Genomic DNA, 18262 nt, shown 5'->3' on the forward strand with positions numbered 1-18262 from the left:
AAAAGCGGCTTGGGTAATTTCTAGCCGCTTTTTTCTATTATGTGCAAGCTGGCGTCGATTTCAGTTATTGAACTATAACTAGTAGAATGTTAAGATATTATTGTGCAAACGATTGCAATGAAATTAGTAATCATCTTTTTTAAGGTATTTATTATTGTGACTAATATTGAAAACGCTTTTATGTATTTGGAGGAGAGAGATTATGACGAATCAAAGTTGGTGGAAGGAAGCGGTTGCCTACCAAATTTATCCACGTAGTTTCATGGATTCAAACAATGATGGAATCGGTGACTTAAGAGGGGTAATTTCAAAATTAGATTATTTAAAAGAATTAGGAATAGATGTTATATGGATTTGTCCATTTTATAAATCACCAAATGATGATAATGGTTATGATATCTCAGACTATCAGGACATTATGGATGAATTCGGAACAATGGCTGATTTTGATGAGCTATTAGAAGGCGTTCATCAAAGAGGAATGAAGCTCATTTTAGATTTAGTCGTCAATCACACAAGTGATGAGCATCCTTGGTTCTTGGAATCTAAAAAGTCTAAGGATAATCCTTACAGAGACTACTATATCTGGAGAGAAGGAAATAAATCAGATCAAGAGCCTAATAACTGGGAAAGTATTTTTGGTGGATCTGCATGGGAGTTCGATGAAAATACAGATGAATACTTCCTACATTTATTTTCAAAAAAGCAACCTGATTTAAATTGGGAAAACAAAGAAGTAAGACAAAAAATATATGACATGATTAACTGGTGGTTAGATAAAGGAATAGACGGTTTCCGTGTGGATGCAATAAGTCATATTAAGAAAAGACCAGGTTTTCCCGATATGCCAAATGCTAAGAAAGAAAAATATGTCGCAAGCTTCGATATGCATATGAACCAAGAAGGAATTCACAAATATTTAGACGAATTAAAGCGTGAAACCTTTGATAAATATGACATAATGACAGTTGGTGAAGCAAACGGTGTAACGACGAAAGATGCTCACCTATGGGTTGGAGAAAAAGAAGGTAAGTTCAATATGATTTTCCAATTCGAAAGCTTAGACCTTTGGAAGAAAACTGACGATTCTGAAACGTCAATTGCTGACTTAAAAGAAGTGCTTACAAAATGGCAAACTGGGCTAGAAGGTTTCGGATGGAATGCGTTATTTATAGAAAACCATGATATACCAAGAGCAGTAAGCACATTAGGAAATGATGACGAGGCTTATTGGAAAAATTCCGCTAAAGCAATTGGATTAATGTATTTCTTTATGCAAGGAACACCATTCATTTACCAAGGGCAAGAAATCGGAATGACAAATGTACATTACACATCAATCAACGACTATAATGATGTAAGTGCAAAAAATATGTACAATTCAATGATTGAAAATGGTTCAACAGAACAAGCTGTTTTAGACATCCTATGGAAAACGGGCCGTGATAACTCCCGTACACCTATGCAATGGAATAGCGAAGAAAACGCCGGATTTACAACTGGTAAACCTTGGCTTAAAACGAATGAGAACTTTAAAGAGATTAATGTTGAAACTCAACTAAAAGATGCTGACTCAATTTTATCATTCTATAAAAAGATGATTACATTACGTAAGCAAAATAAGACATTAGTTCATGCGCCATACGAATACCTAGATGTAAAAAACGAACCTATTTATGCTTACACTCGTAATGGAGAAAATGAAACATTCTTAGTAATCTCTAACTTATCATCAGAAAAACAAAGATTTGTATTACCAAAAGAACTTACGAACAAGACTACCGAATTATGTTTATCGAATATCAATCAAGCAAATCAGAAATTAGTTGAAAAAATGGAATTTAAACCTTTTGAAGCAAGAGTTTATCGATTAGTATAATTCTAATGCTGAAATAGAGTAGACTTAAAAAACTGTCATATGACAGTTTTTTTTTATGGCTGAAAAATGAGATTGCTAATTAATATTGCATGGTAAAAGAGCTCGAATAAAAAAGTAATCAGAGGGAGTGCAAATAAAAAGGCTGAAACTGAAATTAAAATCAGGGGAAGTGCAAATGAAAAAGGTGAAACTGTAATTAAAATCAGTATAACTGCAAATAAGGGCAAGAATCATAAAGAAATAGAATGAAATCATCAAAAAATAGAAGGGGAAACAATAAAAACTAAAGAAGCTCCATTAAATCTATAAATTCCCACACTGAAATACGCATTCAAAGAAGGGTCAGATCACCTTAGCAACAAATATCCTCGTTATATCAACAAAAATCCTCGTTATATCAACAAAAACCCTCGTTATATCAACAAAGTTCACAACTATATCAATAAAGTTCACTTAGTGTTCGCATTCCCCACATGCATAGTGCTACACTTCATCACTCTGAAAAATGACTGTCGAATGGCAGTTGTTTTTTGTTGCACTCTTTGGCAAAAAACTACATTGTTTTATAGTATTACAAACACTTCGACAATTTGTAACAATCCTGTAATGGCTTTCAATATCGTATTTTGCTAGACTTACATTATCAATGAAGGGGGAGAAAGTGATGAAAAAGCAATTAATGATAGCTTTCGTATGCTTACTGAGCATGGTATTTTTTACGACTAAATCACAAGCAGCATCTACATATAACCCGTACTCAAAGAAAAATCAGGTAACGGTAATCGCTAAAAAGTATACTGGAGTACCTTATCGTTTTGGTGGTACAAGTACTAAAGGTTTTGACTGTTCAGGTTACGTAGGGTATGTGTTTAACAAAGTAGGGACTAAATTACCTCGTACTGCTTCGTCAATGTATACTGTTAGTTCGATTGTTAAAAAACCAGTTCCTGGAGATTTAGTTTTTTTCAAAAATACATATAAAAAAGGTATTAGCCACGTAGGAATTTTCATGGGAAATAACAATTTTATTTCAGCGACTTCAAGTAAGGGAGTAGCTGTTGTAAGTCTTTCTAATTCATATTGGAAACCAAAATTCGCGGGCTCAGGTAGTGTAATTAAATAAACTAACATAATAATAGAGCAATTTACTTTTCTTAAGAAATGTAGATTGCTTTTTTTATATTTCATAGAATGTTCCATTTTATGAAACTGGTAGAAGATCCCCGAATGTTATAATGAGATTCATTCAACATTTAATTAAATTTTGAAGGAGATGGTAAACATATCCATAAACTACCTATCTTTTTTTCTACTAGGACTTGTGTTTGGTTCTTTTTTTAATGTGGTAGGAGTAAGAGTTCCATTGGGGAAATCAATGATCTCACCAGGTTCATCTTGCCCAAATTGTTCTCATAAACTAGGTGCTGTAGAGTTAATACCTGTACTTTTTTTTCTATTCCAAAGAGGGAGGTGTAAAAGTTGTAAGCTACCAATTTCCAGGATGTATATTTTAATTGAACTACTAACAGGCTCCTTATTCGTATTAGCAATCCATGAAGTCGGCTTTCATAAAGAATTAATAATTTCATTGTCTTTAATTGCTTTATTGATGATTATTGTAGTATCAGATAGTAGGTTTATGATGATCCCAAATCGGATTCTACTATTCTTTTTGTTTCTTTTTATACTTGAACGAATTTTTATTCCGTTGGATTCATGGTGGAGTAGTGTTATTGGAGCGGTAGGAGCTTTCATAGTTTTGCTTCTTATTTCTATCATTAGTAAAGGTGGAATGGGAGGGGGAGATATAAAATTATTTGGTGTGCTTGGAATTATTTTAGGGTGGAAATTAACGCTCATTACATTTATGCTTTCATGCTTCTTAGGCAGTATGTTCGGAATACTTCTAATAATGAAGGATCGATCAAAGAAACGAAGTCCAATTCCTTTTGGACCATTCATTGCAGCAGGAGGAATCGTTAGTTACTTTTATAGCGAAAAACTATTAGAAATTTATCTTTCAATTTTTGGATGAATGAAAAAAAGGCTATTTAATTGAAATGTCCCTCAACTAAATAACCCCTACTTATTTAATTATGAAAATAATTTATCTTCTACACTACTAATAACTGAATCCCAGTATTTTTTATCTTCTACAAAGTTTGTTCTGATGGCTTTAAATACTGCAGTTTGTTTTTCTTGGAAATTTGGATCTTCTTTATCTGGTAATTCTTTTTTCATTTCAATTACAATTTCTTCAATCTCTGCAGAACGTGGACCCCATACATTTACTTCTTTTCCTTGCTCATCCATAAAAACAAATATTGGAATTGAACGAGATTTCCCATTTGTTAAATACTGATCCATTAATTCTAAGTTTTCATCTCGAATTAGGAATCTAGTATCTACATTTGCTATTTCCATCATTTTTTGAATAACTGGTACATTAAGTAATGCATCGCCACACCAATCTGCTGTTAAAGTTACAACTTTCCAATGACGATTTTTAAGTTGCTCAAGTTTTAATTGTGTATTTTCAGGAATTGTAACCTCATTATAGATTTGTAAGAGTTCTTCCTTGTTTACATTCATTGCTTCTACATATTCTTGAAAAGTCATTCCTTTTTCGAACCAAGTATTTAACGCCATTGTAAACACTCCTTTATAGTTGATAAATAGTATTATACCGTATTCGTAATAAGAAGGAATGTAATAAGTATTGAAGAATGTATATACAGTATATATTTTATATGCAGTTTTAGCAGGAGGGAGAAAAATGAGTACGCCAATTGAGATATCTAATAATCGAAAGCGCTTACCGAAGTGGATTAAAATTACATCCGCAGTCTTAATTGTTATCATCTTGATCGTTGCGGGAACAGGTCTTTACTTAACAAAAAAATCATTACCAAGTATTAATGGAGATCTAACGATTAATCTATTGAATCATAAAGTAGAGGTCGCTCGGGATGTTAAAGGAGTACCTCATATAAGTGCTAAAAATTTGCATGATTTATATGTGGCACAGGGATATGTAACTGCACAGGATCGTTTATTTCAAATGGACTTAAGCAGGAGACAAGCATCGGGGCAATTAAGTGAAGTAATCGGCGACGCAACAGTAGATCGTGACTCATATTTTCGAACCCTTGGCTTAAGAAGAGCTGCAGAAGCTTCGTATAGTAAATACGATAAAAATGCTCAAAATGTTTTAAATTGGTACGCAGAAGGAGTGAATGCGTACATTAACTATGCAAATAAGGAAAATAAACTACCGATCGAATTTAAAATTTTAAAATATAAACCAACTAAATGGTCGGCAATTGATTCGCTCGTAATTGGTAAATATATGGCGTTCGATTTAGGCGGGCATTGGAATGAGCAAGCATTTCGATATTATGCTATGAATAAATTCCCAAAAGACAAGGCTTTAGAGCTATTCCCAGCTAATAATGATTTAGACCCGTATATTATTCCAAGTGATACTGCAAAAGTAGATGTTGAAAAAAGCTTTGCGAGCGCAATCATTCCTCCTATTTGGAACGGAAGTAATGATTGGGTAGTCAGCGGCTCTAAAACTAAGTCCGGCAAACCAATATTGGCAGATGACCCACATCTAGGATTAGCAACGCCAGCTGTTTGGTATGAAACGCAATTAAAATCTGGTGATATGAATGTTAGCGGTGTAATTTTTGCAGGAGTGCCAGGTATTATCGTCGGTCATAATGAACATATTGCCTGGGGAGTAACGAATGTTGGCCCAGATGTACAGGATTTATATATTGAAAAACGAAATCCTAGCAAGTCAGACGAATTTTTGTATGACGGTAAATGGGAAAAAGCACAGGTCATAAATGAAACTATCAAAATTAAAGGTAAAAAGAGTAAAGTTTTACCTGTCATGATCACTAGACATGGACCAGTGATTTCAGAATTTGCAAGCGATGCTGGAAAGAAAACTGTATTTTCATTACAATGGACAGCGCTACAACCAACAACTGAGCTCGAAGCAGTGTTAAAGTTTGATGTTGCAAAGGATTGGAATACCTTTAAAGAAGGGTTAGCTTTATTTGAAGCACCTGCACAAAATTTCGTCTTTGCCTCAGATGACGGCACAATTGCATACCGAGCAAACGGAAAAATTCCAATTCGTAAAAAAGGTAATGGTCTAATGCCGGTGCCAGGTTGGACTAGTGATTACGGTTGGAAAGGATATATTCCATACGATAATTTACCAACGACCGTAAATCCAAAAGAAGGATTTATTTCATCTGCTAATAATAAAGTAGTAGATGATTCGTATCCATACCACATCTCAAATTCATGGGCACAACCTTATCGTCAATTACGCATTCAAGAAGTATTAAAATCAAATGATAAACTGACCGTAAAAGATATGCAAAACCTGCAAATGGATGAAATGAACTTACAAGCAAAAGAGCACGCGCCGAAGTTTATAAAATCACTAAAACAAAATGAAAACCAACTAACATCTGTAGAAAAGGCAGCTTTAAAAGATCTCGATAAATGGAATTTTGTAGATGATAAAGATGAAGCATCACCCCTTATATTCCAAATGTGGATGACAGAAATTAATAAAGCACTATTCGATAAACAAATCTCAAAAGACATGATGGATTTATTTGGGGATCAAAAAGTCGTGGTTGATCAACTATTACGCGACAGTTTAAGCGGTAAAAAAGTAATCTGGATTGATGAACAAGGCGGAATTGACAAATTTTTATTAAAAACATTCAAAACAACAATTAAAAATATTAGTAAAGAAGATGGTAAAAAAGTATCCAATTGGAACTGGGGAGATCACCATAAAGTTGCGTTTGAACACCCACTATCAAGCATAAAAATTTTAAGCTATTTCTTTAACGCAAAAAACCCAATCCCGGTAGGTGGTAGTGCAACAACCGTTAAAGCTGCAGGGTATGACGACCAAGGAATAGTAGACCACGGTGCGTCTTGGAGAACTGTAGTAGACTTCGCAGACTTAAGTAAATCAACAAACATAGTTGGTCCCGGACAATCTGGCAACCTCGGAAGCAAATGGTATAGCGACCAAATGGAAGATTGGGCAAACGGAACTTATCATACTACTTCGTTGAAAAATGTTGACGGTGTGAAAGAGGTTTTGGAACCTGGGAAAAAGTAAAAGAAGTTGTGGACAGACCTCGTGGAGGTCTGTTTTTTTTTTTGCAAGAGGTAAGGTAAATAGGTGGAACTGGGCGATTTTTTAGGAAATATTGTCAATTAATTATGTAATTGATTAGATTTGGGTGGAAATCAGTTAATATGGTGATGTTTGAGAGAAAAACGTTATGTTAATTTCAGTTTAATTGCACTTTTGCTGATTTTATTTGCAGTTCATAATACCACAGAAACACGACCAGTATCTCAACACGAATTTCTTCCCTTTCCTCACGCCATATACTAAAATATTTAAGTAGATTATTTAAATCAATTTGAAAAAAGGGGGGCTGTAATTAATGGATGGAATGGGCTTAGTTCTCGAAGGTGGCGGAATGAGAGGGATTTATACTGCTGGGGTTCTTGATTATTTTTTAGAACAAAATATTGAAGCTCCTTATGTAATAGGTGTTTCTGCAGGTGCTTGTATGGGAACTTCTTATCTTTCGAAACAACACGGACGTAATAAACGAGTGAATACGGAATTTTTACAGCATCCAGATTATATATCTTTTAAAAATTTAATTCGTAATAAGCAGCTTTTTGGTATGGACTTATTATTTGATATTATTCCAAATGAATTAGATCCATTTGATTTTGATTCATTTTATAATGCTGAGCAAAAATTTGTGGTTGGTACGACTGATTGTGTTACGGGAGAACCCGTTTATTTTGATAAAGATGAAATTGTAGATCCAACTGATATGTTAAATATTATTCGGGCTTCAAGCTCGCTACCTTTAATGGCTCCGATTATTGAGTTTAATGGGCATTTCTTAATGGATGGTGGCATTGCTGATCCGATTCCTATTCGTAAGTCAGAAGCTGATGGAAATAAGAAAAATATAGTAGTTTTAACCCGAAATGCTGGATATCGTAAAAAGCCTTCAAAAGGAACTTGGTATTTGCAGAAAAAATATAAAGAGTATCCAGGACTTATTCAGGCGGTTTTAAATCGATATGAGCATTATAATAAACAACTTGATTATATTGAGGAGCAAGAGAAGGCTGGAAATATTTTAGTTATTCGTCCTTTAAACAAGTTAAAGGTTGGGCGAATCGAACGAAACAAAGCTCGGCTTTTAGAGTTATATAAAGAGGGCTATGAAGATGCAAAACGTCTTAGTGAACAAATCCAAGAATTTATTTCTTACGCAAAAACGACCTGTTAAAATGCAGGTCGTTTTTTTTATCTATTGAAAAGCAATACAGACTGATTAAAAACGCTTGTCTTCCAAGGCGTGAAACATTATGAGATGTAGATTTGCTTATTGGTTAATTTGATACTAATGAAACAGCGGAGAAATTCGAGCGTTCGTCAACAGTGTGATCGACCTATAATTTAGGCCGCTAATATAGGGGGAAGAGAGAAGAATAATTAATCCTTATTATTGTTGTTGTTTTTGTTATTATTGTTCATCATGTTTTTCATCATCATTTCAAACATTACCATATCGACACCTAAACATGGATTCATACATCCACAGTTACTTCTTCTTCTGAAGCAACAGCATCTGCATCCACAGTGGTTATCATGGTTATGGCAATCGCAACGATCACGATGACAATCATCGCAATCACAACGATTACGACATCTGCTTGAGTTCATGTTGACTTGGTCTTGGTTGTTCCACATCGTAGAACACCTCCTTGATTAATCTACATATACAAGGTATGCATAGATGTCCTATCGAGGAAAGGCTAGTACCTAAATAAAAAATAAAAAAGCACATTAATCTTTTAAAGATTATGTGCTTTGAATGATTTGAAATTAGTGTTGGAAGAAAGCTAATTGGATTAAGAATAAAATTCCAAATATATAAATAACTGGTTTAACTTTTTTTGCTTTCCCTTTAACAATTTTTAATAGTGGATACGTAATAAATCCAAGAGCAATACCTGTTGCAATACTTGAAGTAAGTGGCATTGAGAGAATTACTAGGAATGCTGGGAATGCCTCCTCAAAGTTATCCCACTCAATATGACGAACGCTACCCATCATTAAGCAACCTACTACGATTAGTGATGGTGATGTAATTGCTGCAACATCAGAAATTGAATTAACAAGTGGGCTAAAGAATGCTGCAAAAACGAATAGTAATGCAACTACAAGTGCTGTTAAACCTGTTCTCCCTCCAGCTGCAACACCAGCTGTAGATTCGATATAAGCAGTTGTTGGTGAAGTACCGAACATTGCACCAATTGTTGTACCAAGAGAATCAGATAACATCGCACGACCAGTACGTTTCTCATCCTTCTTATTTAATAATCCCGCTTGTGAAGCAACACCTAAGAATGTACCTGTCGTATCAAAAATTGTAACTAATAAGAATGAAAAGACAACTGAATATAGTCCATAATGAATCACGTCTGAAAATGCAGTTATTGGATTAGAAACAATGATATGCTCAGGTAATTTAGGAAAAGAGAAGATGCTTCGGAAAGAGAAGATACTCCCTTTAATGTGTAACATTCCAGCGAAGCCTGCGATGATTGCTGTTGAAACCATTCCAAAGAATAAAGCTCCATTTACATTTAAAGCAAATAATATAACTGTAATTGCAATACCGACTAATGTAAGGACTACACCTTTAGAATGTAGATCGCCTAATCCAACAAGATTATCTTTGTTAGCAACGATAATACCAGAAAGACGTAAGCCTATAAAAGCGATAAATAATCCAATTCCAACACTAATTGCATGTTTTAGTGTATTTGGAATTGCTTCTATTAAATGAGTTCTAAATTTAGTTAAAGATAAAATAACAAATAAAATACCAGTAACAAATACTGCTGAAAATGCTAAATGATAAGAAATACCGTGTGCTTTTGAAACAACTGAATAAGCAAAATATGCATTCATTCCCATACCAGGAGCAATCGCAATAGGGTAGTTTCCGAACAATGCCATAAATAATGTTCCAACCAATGTTGCAATGATTGTTGCTGTAAATGCTTGGTTAAATGGAACGCCAGCAGCGGATAATATAATAGGATTTACAATAATTATATAAGCCATAGTTAAAAAAGTAGTAAAGCCGGCTATAATTTCTGTTTTAACGGTGGTGTTAGCCTCTTTTAATTTAAACATAATCGTTCTCCTTGTTAAAAAATACGAATGATATACTCAACAGTTATTAATAATATTCGTTTTATGCTAAAAGTGCAATACTTTTTTAGAATTTAACATCTTTTAACAATTGACTTATGTTTAGTATTCCTAAAAGTATGATTTGGGTAAGCTAAATCTGAATTATTTATAAGGAGGATGTAGTAAATGACTCAAAAACAGTTTCCGACTAAATTTATCCCGCAGCATCAAAATAAGCAACCAGGTATTGAAAAGGAAATGACACCAATTCCTTTATCGGATGATCCAAATTACGTACCAAGTGGTAAATTAAAGGATAAAGTGGCCGTTATTACTGGTGGGGATAGCGGAATCGGTAGAGCAGTTTCCATCTTATTTGCAAAAGAAGGAGCGTCTGTCTTTATTCCATATTTTGACGAAGATGTCGACGCTGAAGATACAAAAAAATTCATTAATGACTTTGGCGGCAAATGTGAAATCATGAGATGTGATCTTCGAACTGAAGAAGTTTGTAAACAAGTCGTTCAAAATGCCATTCAATTATTCGGAAAGATTAACATTTTAGTGAACAATGCTGCTGTTCAGTATCCACAAAAGAATTTGGAAGATATTACCGAAGAACAATTAAGACGAACATTTGAAACAAATATTTTTTCAATGTTCTTTTTATCAAAAGCATGCCTTCCGCATATGAAGCAAGGTGATTCCATCATTAATACAGCATCAATAACTGCATATAAGGGACATGATCAATTAATAGATTATTCAGCGACTAAAGGAGCAATCGTAACGTTTACTCGCTCACTTTCTACGAATCTTGCCCAAAAAGGAATTCGTGTGAATGGTGTAGCTCCTGGGCCAATATGGACACCATTAATACCAGCAAGCTTTGATGAACAAGAAGTAGCGAAGTTTGGTAGCACAACACCGATGAAACGAGCAGGACAACCAGTAGAGCTCGCACCTGCTTATCTATACTTAGCTAGTAATGAAGCTTCCTTTATTACAGGACAAATGATTCACGTAAATGGTGGAGTCATTGTGAACGGATAATAAATAAAAAGGTGCCATATACGTTTTATGTACATGGCACCACTTCATTAATATTTAGGTCGAAATGTGTGACAGCAAGTTTCACCACTATGAACGGCAGAAGTAGTAATTTGACCGTCTAATACTGCATTTTGAATTGTTAAATCAACGTCATTTGAGTATTCATAAGCTTCAGTTTGAACAAGAATTGAATCTGCTTGGCAAAAGTTTCCTTGTCCCCAAAAATTACAATTAGCAACACTACATCTTATTTCTGGCATGAACTCGCCCTCCTTTGTTTTTATTTTCTACATACTTTGCAATCTCATTCAGATTTAAAGTAGGACCATTGTAGAATTTTTAATGAGAATATTGTAAACTTTTATCAAGATAGAAGGAGTTACGAAGACTTTTATCGAATCAAACTCTGATTAAGTATAGGAGGAGAACAAATATGAATTGGGAAACAACTTACGAAAAATGGATTCAATCACCGACATTAGATCAAGAACTAAAAGAGCAATTAATTAAACTTGAGAATAATCAGCTTATACTTAAGGAAAGTTTCTATCAAAATTTAGAATTCGGAACTGGTGGTATGCGCGGAGAAATCGGACCAGGTACGAATCGTATGAACATCTATACAATTCGCAAAGCATCTGCGGGTTTTGCAAAATATATTGAAAGCTTTGGTGAAGAAGCTAAAAACCGTGGCGTCGCAATTGCTTTCGATTCACGTCATAAAAGTCCTGAATTTGCAATGGAAGCAGCAAAAACATTAGCAACACATGGTATTAAAGCATATGTATTCAATGAATTACGTCCAACACCAGAATTATCATTTGCTGTGCGCAACTTAAACTGTTTCGGTGGAATTGTTATAACAGCTAGTCATAATCCACCTGAATATAATGGATTTAAAGTTTACGGAGATGACGGTGGCCAATTACCTCCAGCTGCTGCTGACCAAGTAATTGATTACGTTAATTCATTTGAAAATGAGTTAGAAATTGAAGTATCTTCTGAATACGAATTAGATGAAAAAGGCTTAATACATAGATTAGATGAAGAGATGGACAAATTATATGTAGAGCAATTAAAAACAGTTGTTGTAAACAATGATTTAGTTCAAGAACATGGTAAGGATTTAAAAATTGTTTTCACTCCATTACACGGCACAGCTTTAATACCTGCAACAATGTCATTAAAAGCTGTTGGCTTTGAAAATGTAACAATTGTGAAAGAACAAGCAATAGCAGATCCGAATTTTACAACAGTAAAATCACCAAACCCTGAAGAACACGCTGCATTTGAATATGCAATTCGTTACGGTAAAGAAATTGATGCAGACGTATTAATTGCAACTGATCCAGACGCAGACCGTTTAGGAATTGCTACAAAAAATGAAAACGGTGAGTATGTAGTTTTAACAGGAAATCAAACAGGAGCATTAATGCTTCATTATATATTAAGCCAACAAGATGTTCCTTCGAATGCGTTATTGCTAAAAACAATCGTAACTTCAGAATTCGGTCAAGTAATCGCATCTAAATTTGGTGTTAAAACAATTGATACACTTACTGGATTTAAATTTATCGGTGAGAAAATTAAAGAATATGAACAAACAAACGAATATTCATTCTTATTTGGATATGAAGAAAGTTATGGTTATTTAATTAAGCCATTTGTTCGCGATAAAGATGCAATCCAAGCAACAGTACTTGCTGCAGAAATTGCAACTTATTATAAAACAAAAGGTATGACTTTATATGAAGGTCTAAATAGCTTGTACGAGCAATATGGTTACTACTTAGAAGGGTTAAAATCATTAACATTAAAAGGGATTGAAGGAACAGAAAAAATCCAATCGATTTTAACTAATTACCGTCAAAACCCACCTACTGATATTAATGGCTTAAAAGTAGTTACTGTTGAAGACTACAAACTTCAAGAGAAAACAACATTAGAAACTGGAGAGAAAGAACAAATTCTTCTACCAAAATCAAATGTACTAAAGTATCACCTTGAAGACGGCTCATGGGTATGCCTACGTCCATCAGGAACTGAACCAAAAATTAAATTCTATTTTGGAATCGTTGGACAATCTCGTGAAAATAGCATCCAAAAATTGGATAGTTTACAACAAGCATTTATGGAAAAAATTGAAGTATTAGTCTAAAAAAAAGAGCGACTATTTTGTCGCTCTTTTTGTCTATTTAAAGATGTTCTAATGATGATATGAAAGATTGTTCCTGGGCACTTTCATCCCTAGTAGCATGCTCAATATGCTGGAACATTCCTTTTAATTTTTCATCAATAATCGCTAAGTCCCTCTCGTATTTAAAGGCATGAAGAAAATGTTCTATACGCTTTGAAAAAAGCTCGTCTTTCGTATTTACCATTAACACGAGAAGCTTATCCCATTGACAACAATAAGTGTAATACAATGCTAAATCATAATCGGATTGTGCTTGCATTGTGAACCTCCTTTTAGAGGGTACACATAGTTTATGGCGAAAAAAAATAATTAGCCTTGAGAGAATTTGACAAAGTGCTAGTGTAGTGGTTAGGTAAAATAAGGATGGATATTTTAGTGGTTGGAAAAGCAGATGGTGCAGATGGTGCCGGGGGTTTGGGAAGGTAGAATATTTAAGTAAATTAGATCATTTCTGGTCGATTTTGATTAATTTATTAAAGAAATGGCTTAATTTTGGTTCGGCCGAATCAAAATAAGGTGGAAATGAGCTGATTTTTAGTGATTTCCAGTCATTTTTAAGGTTTGTCTGAAGTTTATTTGCGACACCCGAAATTAATTACGATTCCAGATTTTAATCTCGATCCCGGAATATGACTGCGCTATTTTCAGCAACCTTTCTTTCCTGATCATAAGAATATTTTTATTAAAACTAGAGATACTAACATTAAATAAATTCAAAGCTAAACACTAGGGAAATTATGACCCTTAAAATGGAAATTGTACAAAAAATAAAAAAATTCAAAAACAAGTTATATCCATCGCATTGAAAAAATAAAATGAACTACCGTATGAAATTTTTTCATACGTTTTTTTGCATTTTTCAATTTCGAATAAAGCTTATGAATATAGTAGAGATATGACTATTTTTACATTAATTCAATTTACTGTTCATAGAATAATATAAGAAGAGACAGGAGGAGAGTGTGATGAAGGCAAGTGATTATAGGGCTTTGGAATATGCAATCGATGAAATAACAGAAATTGCGAGAGGATTTGGGCTAGATTTTTACCCAATGCGCTATGAAATCTGTCCTGCAGATATCATTTATACTTTCGGCGCATATGGTATGCCTACAAGATTCTCCCACTGGAGCTTCGGAAAACAGTTTTATAAGATGAAGCTTCATTACGATTTGGGATTAAGTAAAATTTACGAATTGGTTATTAACTCTGACCCATGTTACGCGTTTTTATTAGATACAAACTCTCTCGTTCAAAATAAATTAATCGTTGCACACGTTTTAGCCCATTGTGACTTCTTTAAAAATAACATACGTTTCTCAAATACAAAGCGAGATATGGTTGAAAGTATGGCAGCTACTGCTGAACGAATTAAGCACTATGAACATATTTACGGAAAACAAGAAGTAGAAAATTTCCTAGATGCAGTTCTCTCTATTCAAGAACATATTGATCCATCATTAATGAGACCAAAACTGGCATATGATTTAGAAAATGATTTTCCACTTAAAGAGAAGAAAAGAGTTACACCATATGATGATCTTTGGAATATGGATCACAGTAAAGAAAAGAAAAATGACTCAAATCTTATCCCTATTAAACGTAAACAATTCCCACCTCAACCAGAAAAAGATATCCTCTTATTTATTGAAGAATACTCAAGAGAACTAGAAGAATGGCAACGTGACATTTTGACAATGTTACGGGAGGAAATGCTGTATTTCTGGCCACAGCTTGAGACGAAAATTATGAATGAAGGCTGGGGGTGCGTTTCCTAACGATCTTTAATTTCCTTTGTAATATCACTATATCACTTACATTACTTTAATATGAGGAATGAGCGTAAAACAGGAAAAGATATTTCTGTTTTTTTGTACTGTTTTCATTATTCAGTTCGTTTCGCTTCTGTTAAAATAATCATAAACAGTACCTTTCGAAAACATGGGGAATTCTGCTAAGGAGGAAAATAATTGGAATGAACATAAACGCGTATTTGTTAGTTATAGCTGGGATTCAAAAGAACATCAAGAGTGGGTTTTATACCTTGCGAACGAACTAAGGAAAAAAGGGTTATCTGTTGAGGTAGATGTTTTTGAAACACAAAATAAATCCGTAAACCTAAATCAAATGATGGTTGAGAAAGTAAGAGATAGTGATTTTGTTGTCATAGTGTTAACAGAATCATATGCGCGAAAAGCTGACCAGTTTATTGGAGGTGTTGGTTTTGAATCGCTTTTAACACTACCCTACTTAATAAAAAATCCAGAAAAATTAGTACTAATTTTGCGCCACAGTGGTGATTATTCGAAAGTTTTTCCGTTCCATTTTAAAGGAAGACACGCAATTGATTTTTCGAATAACAGGGAATATGACGAAAAATTAACTGAGTTGATTTTTCGATTACATCAAAAGCCATTATATTACGTGGAACCTGTTGGAGAAGTCCCAACATTAGAACCAAAAAAACCTAGTAGAATTGTTCTAGTAGATGAACAGACAAGTAAACCAACTGAGTGGGATTTTTCTGATATAACTATCCCAAGTTTGAAACGGATTACAGAACGTGAGATTAAAAAATTTAGAAGGAAAATTTTAGTCAATTAATACAATTGTTTAATGCATTGTTTATGAAAGTACAAGCATCAAATCCAAATTTTGATTTTGATCAAGATGTAGTTGATAAGTATAAAAGCATTTTTCAATTGTATATTGATGCTGAACATGTCCACGGTATGAAGATTTGGTATGGAGATTCGATCGGACGAAGTACAATTAATTTTTCATATGGAAGGTATTTGAGTATATCTGATAATTCAATGAACGAAATCTTAATGCACGAAATCGATAAGAATAATAAGTTGTATTTAAATATGACAATGAATATGTTCGGGAATAGAGATGTATCTACTCCAGAAGAAATTGTTAGAGAAGTGTGGAACAATAACATTTCTCGCATTTTAATGTGAAATGATTGCTATTATTGCATTGATAAAGCATAGTTGACTAAAAAAAGCTATTCATAAAGAAAACTTCTTAATGAATAGCTTTTTTATATTGGATCTTTAAGTACTATGTTCATTTTCTCGTTTTCACTTGGTGTTACTTTTTCAATCAATTCTCCTAATAATTCTCTTACTTTTGCAGTTGGCAAGTTTTCTAATGCTACAATCACTGACTTTATAACATTTTTTAATTCTTTTTTTAATTCATTTAAATCTACTATGTCTTCTTCAAATAATTTCAACGATTCTTCTAAAATATCTAGGCGACTTTTCTCTGCTTTTAAATCCTCTAAACCGATCAACCCAGCTGTATAAGCTTCCACTTTTCGTTCATATCGTTTTTGTGCGACATGTATTTTTTGTTGTTTTGATGTTGAGCTATAGGGTGAACTAGCCGTTTTCTGAGATACTACAAATTCCAACGAAGGAATTTTCTCAAGCAACTCCTCTAACCCTTTTTTAAATAATTCATCTATCACTTCAACCTTATATTGTTTGCCCGTGCAACTTCCTTTATTGCTATACGCAGAACAACGGTATGCCTTATAAGGACTGTTCTTGGAACCAGACGAAGTCACACTCATACCAGATCCACATACCGGGCATTTTAATAAGCCACTTAATAAATAGGGGCTGTTTTTTGAGCGGTTCGGTGTTTTTCGTCCACTCATTTTCACTTGCACGGCTTCCCAAAGAGCAGGTTCGATAATCGCTTCATGCGTGTTTTCTTGGATGATCCACTCTTCCATATCTTTTTGTGGTTCTTTTTTATTGGTTCGATCCCGTCGATTCCAGATTGTTGTACCTTTATATACAGGGTTACTCAAAATCAGTTTCACACTGCGATTCCACCAGTCTTTCCCACCAGGCGACAGAATCCCTTCATTATTTAATATTTTCGCGATATTAATGTACCCATTTCCTTCTTTGTACAATTCAAAAATTCGCTTGACAACCGATGCTTCTTGTACCTTTACAATTAACAGTTTATCGACTAGTTGATATCCATAAGGTGCTGAAGAGAGCCATTTCCCTTGATTCGCAGCATGAAACATCGTATCGATCACGCGTTCTCGAATTCGTTCTCGTTCAAACTCAGCAACAGCTCCGAGTACTTGAAGCGTTAATCGTCCAGAAGGGGTATGTGTATCAAAACTTTCACTAATTGAAATAAACGAAACACCGTACTGTTGGAACAGTTCGATGAGTTCGAGTAAATTCAGAAGTTTACGACTCATCCGATCGAGTTTCGTCACGATGACACGCGAAATTTTTTGTTGTTTGACATCTTCAAGTAGTCTGATTAATTGTGGACGTTCAATATTTTTGGCTGAATAACCATCATCAATATAGTAGGTAATGTCTTGTTTCCAGTCCATCGCTATGCAATAGGAAGATAATCGACTTTGTTGGTCATCTAGCGATAAGCCTTCACGGGCTTGTTCGTCTGTGGACACACGACAGTAAATGGCAATCGAACGTGTGTCATCAATTTTTCCTGCTTTGTTCATCGTAATCTCCTCCTATTTTTACGTCTTGTCTACTATATGACAGATACAAAACCAATATGAAAAAGTGGGTTGTCCTACTTACATTTCCTCATACCTTGTATTAAGGGGGGAGTGGAATGGAAAAGAAGCAGGAGAAAACAACCTTTATCTTTAATGATGTTTCATTTTCTACAATTGAAGAGTTACCGTTAGTGCAACAACAGGTACTCGTTGAGCGACTAACAAAATGGCGTTCCAAACTCGAAAGTTTGGTTATTGAATCCTACTTATCAACAACTTATCCACAATGTGATTTGAAAATTGAACAATAAGAAACATTCATAATTCTAA

At 34.2% G+C, this 18262-nt stretch carries 16 protein-coding genes and 1 pseudogene; 11 read left to right on the forward strand and 6 right to left on the reverse strand.

Annotation, left to right across the window (positions count from 1 at the left end; translation table 11 throughout):
- Positions 1-202 precede the first annotated feature (202 nt).
- From ACFCYN_RS04410 to ACFCYN_RS04420, 3 genes are all read left to right on the forward strand, one after another.
- Positions 203-1879, forward strand: a complete 1677-nt coding sequence (locus tag ACFCYN_RS04410) for a glycoside hydrolase family 13 protein (protein WP_375947770.1) — start codon at positions 203-205, stop codon at positions 1877-1879.
- Between the two features lie 664 nt (positions 1880-2543).
- Complete coding sequence (locus ACFCYN_RS04415; RefSeq protein WP_172445905.1) at positions 2544-3002, forward strand: C40 family peptidase; 459 nt, start codon at positions 2544-2546, stop codon at positions 3000-3002.
- A 150-nt stretch (positions 3003-3152) separates the two neighbouring features.
- The gene (locus ACFCYN_RS04420) at positions 3153-3914 is read left to right on the forward strand and encodes a prepilin peptidase (protein ID WP_375947772.1); all 762 of its coding nucleotides are present in this window, start codon (positions 3153-3155) and stop codon (positions 3912-3914) included.
- A gap of 59 nt (positions 3915-3973) precedes the next feature.
- On the opposite strand, the gene ACFCYN_RS04425 is transcribed toward ACFCYN_RS04420, so the two are convergent.
- On the reverse strand, positions 3974-4528 hold the full coding sequence (locus ACFCYN_RS04425) for a thioredoxin family protein (protein ID WP_172445903.1): 555 nt from the start codon (positions 4526-4528) through the stop codon (positions 3974-3976).
- A gap of 127 nt (positions 4529-4655) precedes the next feature.
- Here ACFCYN_RS04425 and ACFCYN_RS04430 point away from each other — a divergent pair, with 127 nt between their 5' ends.
- A complete protein-coding gene (locus ACFCYN_RS04430) occupies positions 4656-7043 on the forward strand; it encodes a penicillin acylase family protein (protein ID WP_375947774.1) in 2388 nt (795 codons plus the stop codon).
- Between the two features lie 334 nt (positions 7044-7377).
- Entirely contained in the window at positions 7378-8250 is an 873-nt protein-coding gene (locus ACFCYN_RS04435) for a patatin-like phospholipase family protein (RefSeq protein WP_172445901.1), read from the forward strand.
- Between the two features lie 206 nt (positions 8251-8456).
- Here the strand turns inward: ACFCYN_RS04435 and ACFCYN_RS04440 are convergent, their stop codons facing one another.
- On the reverse strand, positions 8457-8714 hold the full coding sequence (locus tag ACFCYN_RS04440; RefSeq protein WP_172445900.1) for a hypothetical protein: 258 nt from the start codon (positions 8712-8714) through the stop codon (positions 8457-8459).
- A gap of 135 nt (positions 8715-8849) precedes the next feature.
- A complete protein-coding gene (locus tag ACFCYN_RS04445; protein ID WP_172445899.1) occupies positions 8850-10169 on the reverse strand; it encodes an NCS2 family permease in 1320 nt (439 codons plus the stop codon).
- Between the two features lie 186 nt (positions 10170-10355).
- On the opposite strand from ACFCYN_RS04445, the gene ACFCYN_RS04450 reads away from it, so the two are divergent.
- Complete coding sequence (locus tag ACFCYN_RS04450) at positions 10356-11222, forward strand: SDR family oxidoreductase (RefSeq protein ID WP_172445898.1); 867 nt, start codon at positions 10356-10358, stop codon at positions 11220-11222.
- Positions 11223-11269: 47 nt separating this feature from the next.
- Here the strand turns inward: ACFCYN_RS04450 and ACFCYN_RS04455 are convergent, their stop codons facing one another.
- On the reverse strand, positions 11270-11482 hold the full coding sequence (locus ACFCYN_RS04455; protein WP_098120158.1) for a DUF1540 domain-containing protein: 213 nt from the start codon (positions 11480-11482) through the stop codon (positions 11270-11272).
- Between the two features lie 173 nt (positions 11483-11655).
- On the opposite strand from ACFCYN_RS04455, the gene ACFCYN_RS04460 reads away from it, so the two are divergent.
- On the forward strand, positions 11656-13380 hold the full coding sequence (locus ACFCYN_RS04460) for a phospho-sugar mutase (protein WP_375947777.1): 1725 nt from the start codon (positions 11656-11658) through the stop codon (positions 13378-13380).
- A gap of 37 nt (positions 13381-13417) precedes the next feature.
- Here the strand turns inward: ACFCYN_RS04460 and ACFCYN_RS04465 are convergent, their stop codons facing one another.
- The gene (locus ACFCYN_RS04465) at positions 13418-13678 is read right to left on the reverse strand and encodes a YhdB family protein (RefSeq protein ID WP_098120156.1); all 261 of its coding nucleotides are present in this window, start codon (positions 13676-13678) and stop codon (positions 13418-13420) included.
- A 706-nt stretch (positions 13679-14384) separates the two neighbouring features.
- Between ACFCYN_RS04465 and ACFCYN_RS04470 the strand changes: the two are divergent.
- The 3 genes and pseudogenes from ACFCYN_RS04470 to ACFCYN_RS04480 all read left to right on the forward strand — a co-directional run.
- A pseudogene (locus tag ACFCYN_RS04470) lies at positions 14385-15182 on the forward strand (SpoVR family protein); the annotation flags it as partial.
- Positions 15183-15360: 178 nt separating this feature from the next.
- Positions 15361-16023, forward strand: coding sequence for a toll/interleukin-1 receptor domain-containing protein (locus ACFCYN_RS04475; protein WP_375947779.1), 663 nt, complete (start codon positions 15361-15363; stop codon positions 16021-16023).
- A 23-nt stretch (positions 16024-16046) separates the two neighbouring features.
- Positions 16047-16385 carry a hypothetical protein gene (locus ACFCYN_RS04480; RefSeq protein WP_375947781.1) on the forward strand — a complete coding sequence of 113 codons (339 nt, stop codon included), beginning with the start codon at positions 16047-16049 and terminating at the stop codon, positions 16383-16385.
- Positions 16386-16468: 83 nt separating this feature from the next.
- Here ACFCYN_RS04480 and ACFCYN_RS04485 read toward each other — a convergent pair whose 3' ends face one another.
- Positions 16469-17932 carry a recombinase family protein gene (locus tag ACFCYN_RS04485; RefSeq protein WP_375947783.1) on the reverse strand — a complete coding sequence of 488 codons (1464 nt, stop codon included), beginning with the start codon at positions 17930-17932 and terminating at the stop codon, positions 16469-16471.
- 116 nt (positions 17933-18048) lie between these two features.
- Between ACFCYN_RS04485 and ACFCYN_RS04490 the strand changes: the two genes are divergently transcribed.
- The gene (locus ACFCYN_RS04490) at positions 18049-18243 is read left to right on the forward strand and encodes a hypothetical protein (RefSeq protein WP_375947785.1); all 195 of its coding nucleotides are present in this window, start codon (positions 18049-18051) and stop codon (positions 18241-18243) included.
- The last annotated feature ends 19 nt before the right edge of the window (positions 18244-18262 follow it).

The sequence above is a fragment of the Gottfriedia sp. NPDC056225 genome, from assembly GCF_042267765.1.
GTDB lineage: Bacteria > Bacillota > Bacilli > Bacillales > Bacillaceae_G > Gottfriedia.

Excerpts from the sequence above, each read along its gene's own strand:
- ACFCYN_RS04410 (WP_375947770.1), top strand. The coding sequence starts at position 203 with ATGACGAATCAAAGTTGGTGGAAGGAAGCGGTTGCCTACCAAATTTAT.
- ACFCYN_RS04415 (WP_172445905.1), top strand. The coding sequence starts at position 2,544 with ATGAAAAAGCAATTAATGATAGCTTTCGTATGCTTACTGAGCATGGTA.
- ACFCYN_RS04420 (WP_375947772.1), top strand. The coding sequence starts at position 3,153 with ATGGTAAACATATCCATAAACTACCTATCTTTTTTTCTACTAGGACTT.
- ACFCYN_RS04425 (WP_172445903.1), bottom strand. The coding sequence starts at position 4,528 with ATGGCGTTAAATACTTGGTTCGAAAAAGGAATGACTTTTCAAGAATAT.
- ACFCYN_RS04430 (WP_375947774.1), top strand. The coding sequence starts at position 4,656 with ATGAGTACGCCAATTGAGATATCTAATAATCGAAAGCGCTTACCGAAG.
- ACFCYN_RS04435 (WP_172445901.1), top strand. The coding sequence starts at position 7,378 with ATGGATGGAATGGGCTTAGTTCTCGAAGGTGGCGGAATGAGAGGGATT.
- ACFCYN_RS04440 (WP_172445900.1), bottom strand. The coding sequence starts at position 8,714 with ATGTGGAACAACCAAGACCAAGTCAACATGAACTCAAGCAGATGTCGT.
- ACFCYN_RS04445 (WP_172445899.1), bottom strand. The coding sequence starts at position 10,169 with ATGTTTAAATTAAAAGAGGCTAACACCACCGTTAAAACAGAAATTATA.
- ACFCYN_RS04450 (WP_172445898.1), top strand. The coding sequence starts at position 10,356 with ATGACTCAAAAACAGTTTCCGACTAAATTTATCCCGCAGCATCAAAAT.
- ACFCYN_RS04455 (WP_098120158.1), bottom strand. The coding sequence starts at position 11,482 with ATGCCAGAAATAAGATGTAGTGTTGCTAATTGTAATTTTTGGGGACAA.
- ACFCYN_RS04460 (WP_375947777.1), top strand. The coding sequence starts at position 11,656 with ATGAATTGGGAAACAACTTACGAAAAATGGATTCAATCACCGACATTA.
- ACFCYN_RS04465 (WP_098120156.1), bottom strand. The coding sequence starts at position 13,678 with ATGCAAGCACAATCCGATTATGATTTAGCATTGTATTACACTTATTGT.
- ACFCYN_RS04475 (WP_375947779.1), top strand. The coding sequence starts at position 15,361 with ATGGGGAATTCTGCTAAGGAGGAAAATAATTGGAATGAACATAAACGC.
- ACFCYN_RS04480 (WP_375947781.1), top strand. The coding sequence starts at position 16,047 with ATGAAAGTACAAGCATCAAATCCAAATTTTGATTTTGATCAAGATGTA.
- ACFCYN_RS04485 (WP_375947783.1), bottom strand. The coding sequence starts at position 17,932 with ATGAACAAAGCAGGAAAAATTGATGACACACGTTCGATTGCCATTTAC.
- ACFCYN_RS04490 (WP_375947785.1), top strand. The coding sequence starts at position 18,049 with ATGGAAAAGAAGCAGGAGAAAACAACCTTTATCTTTAATGATGTTTCA.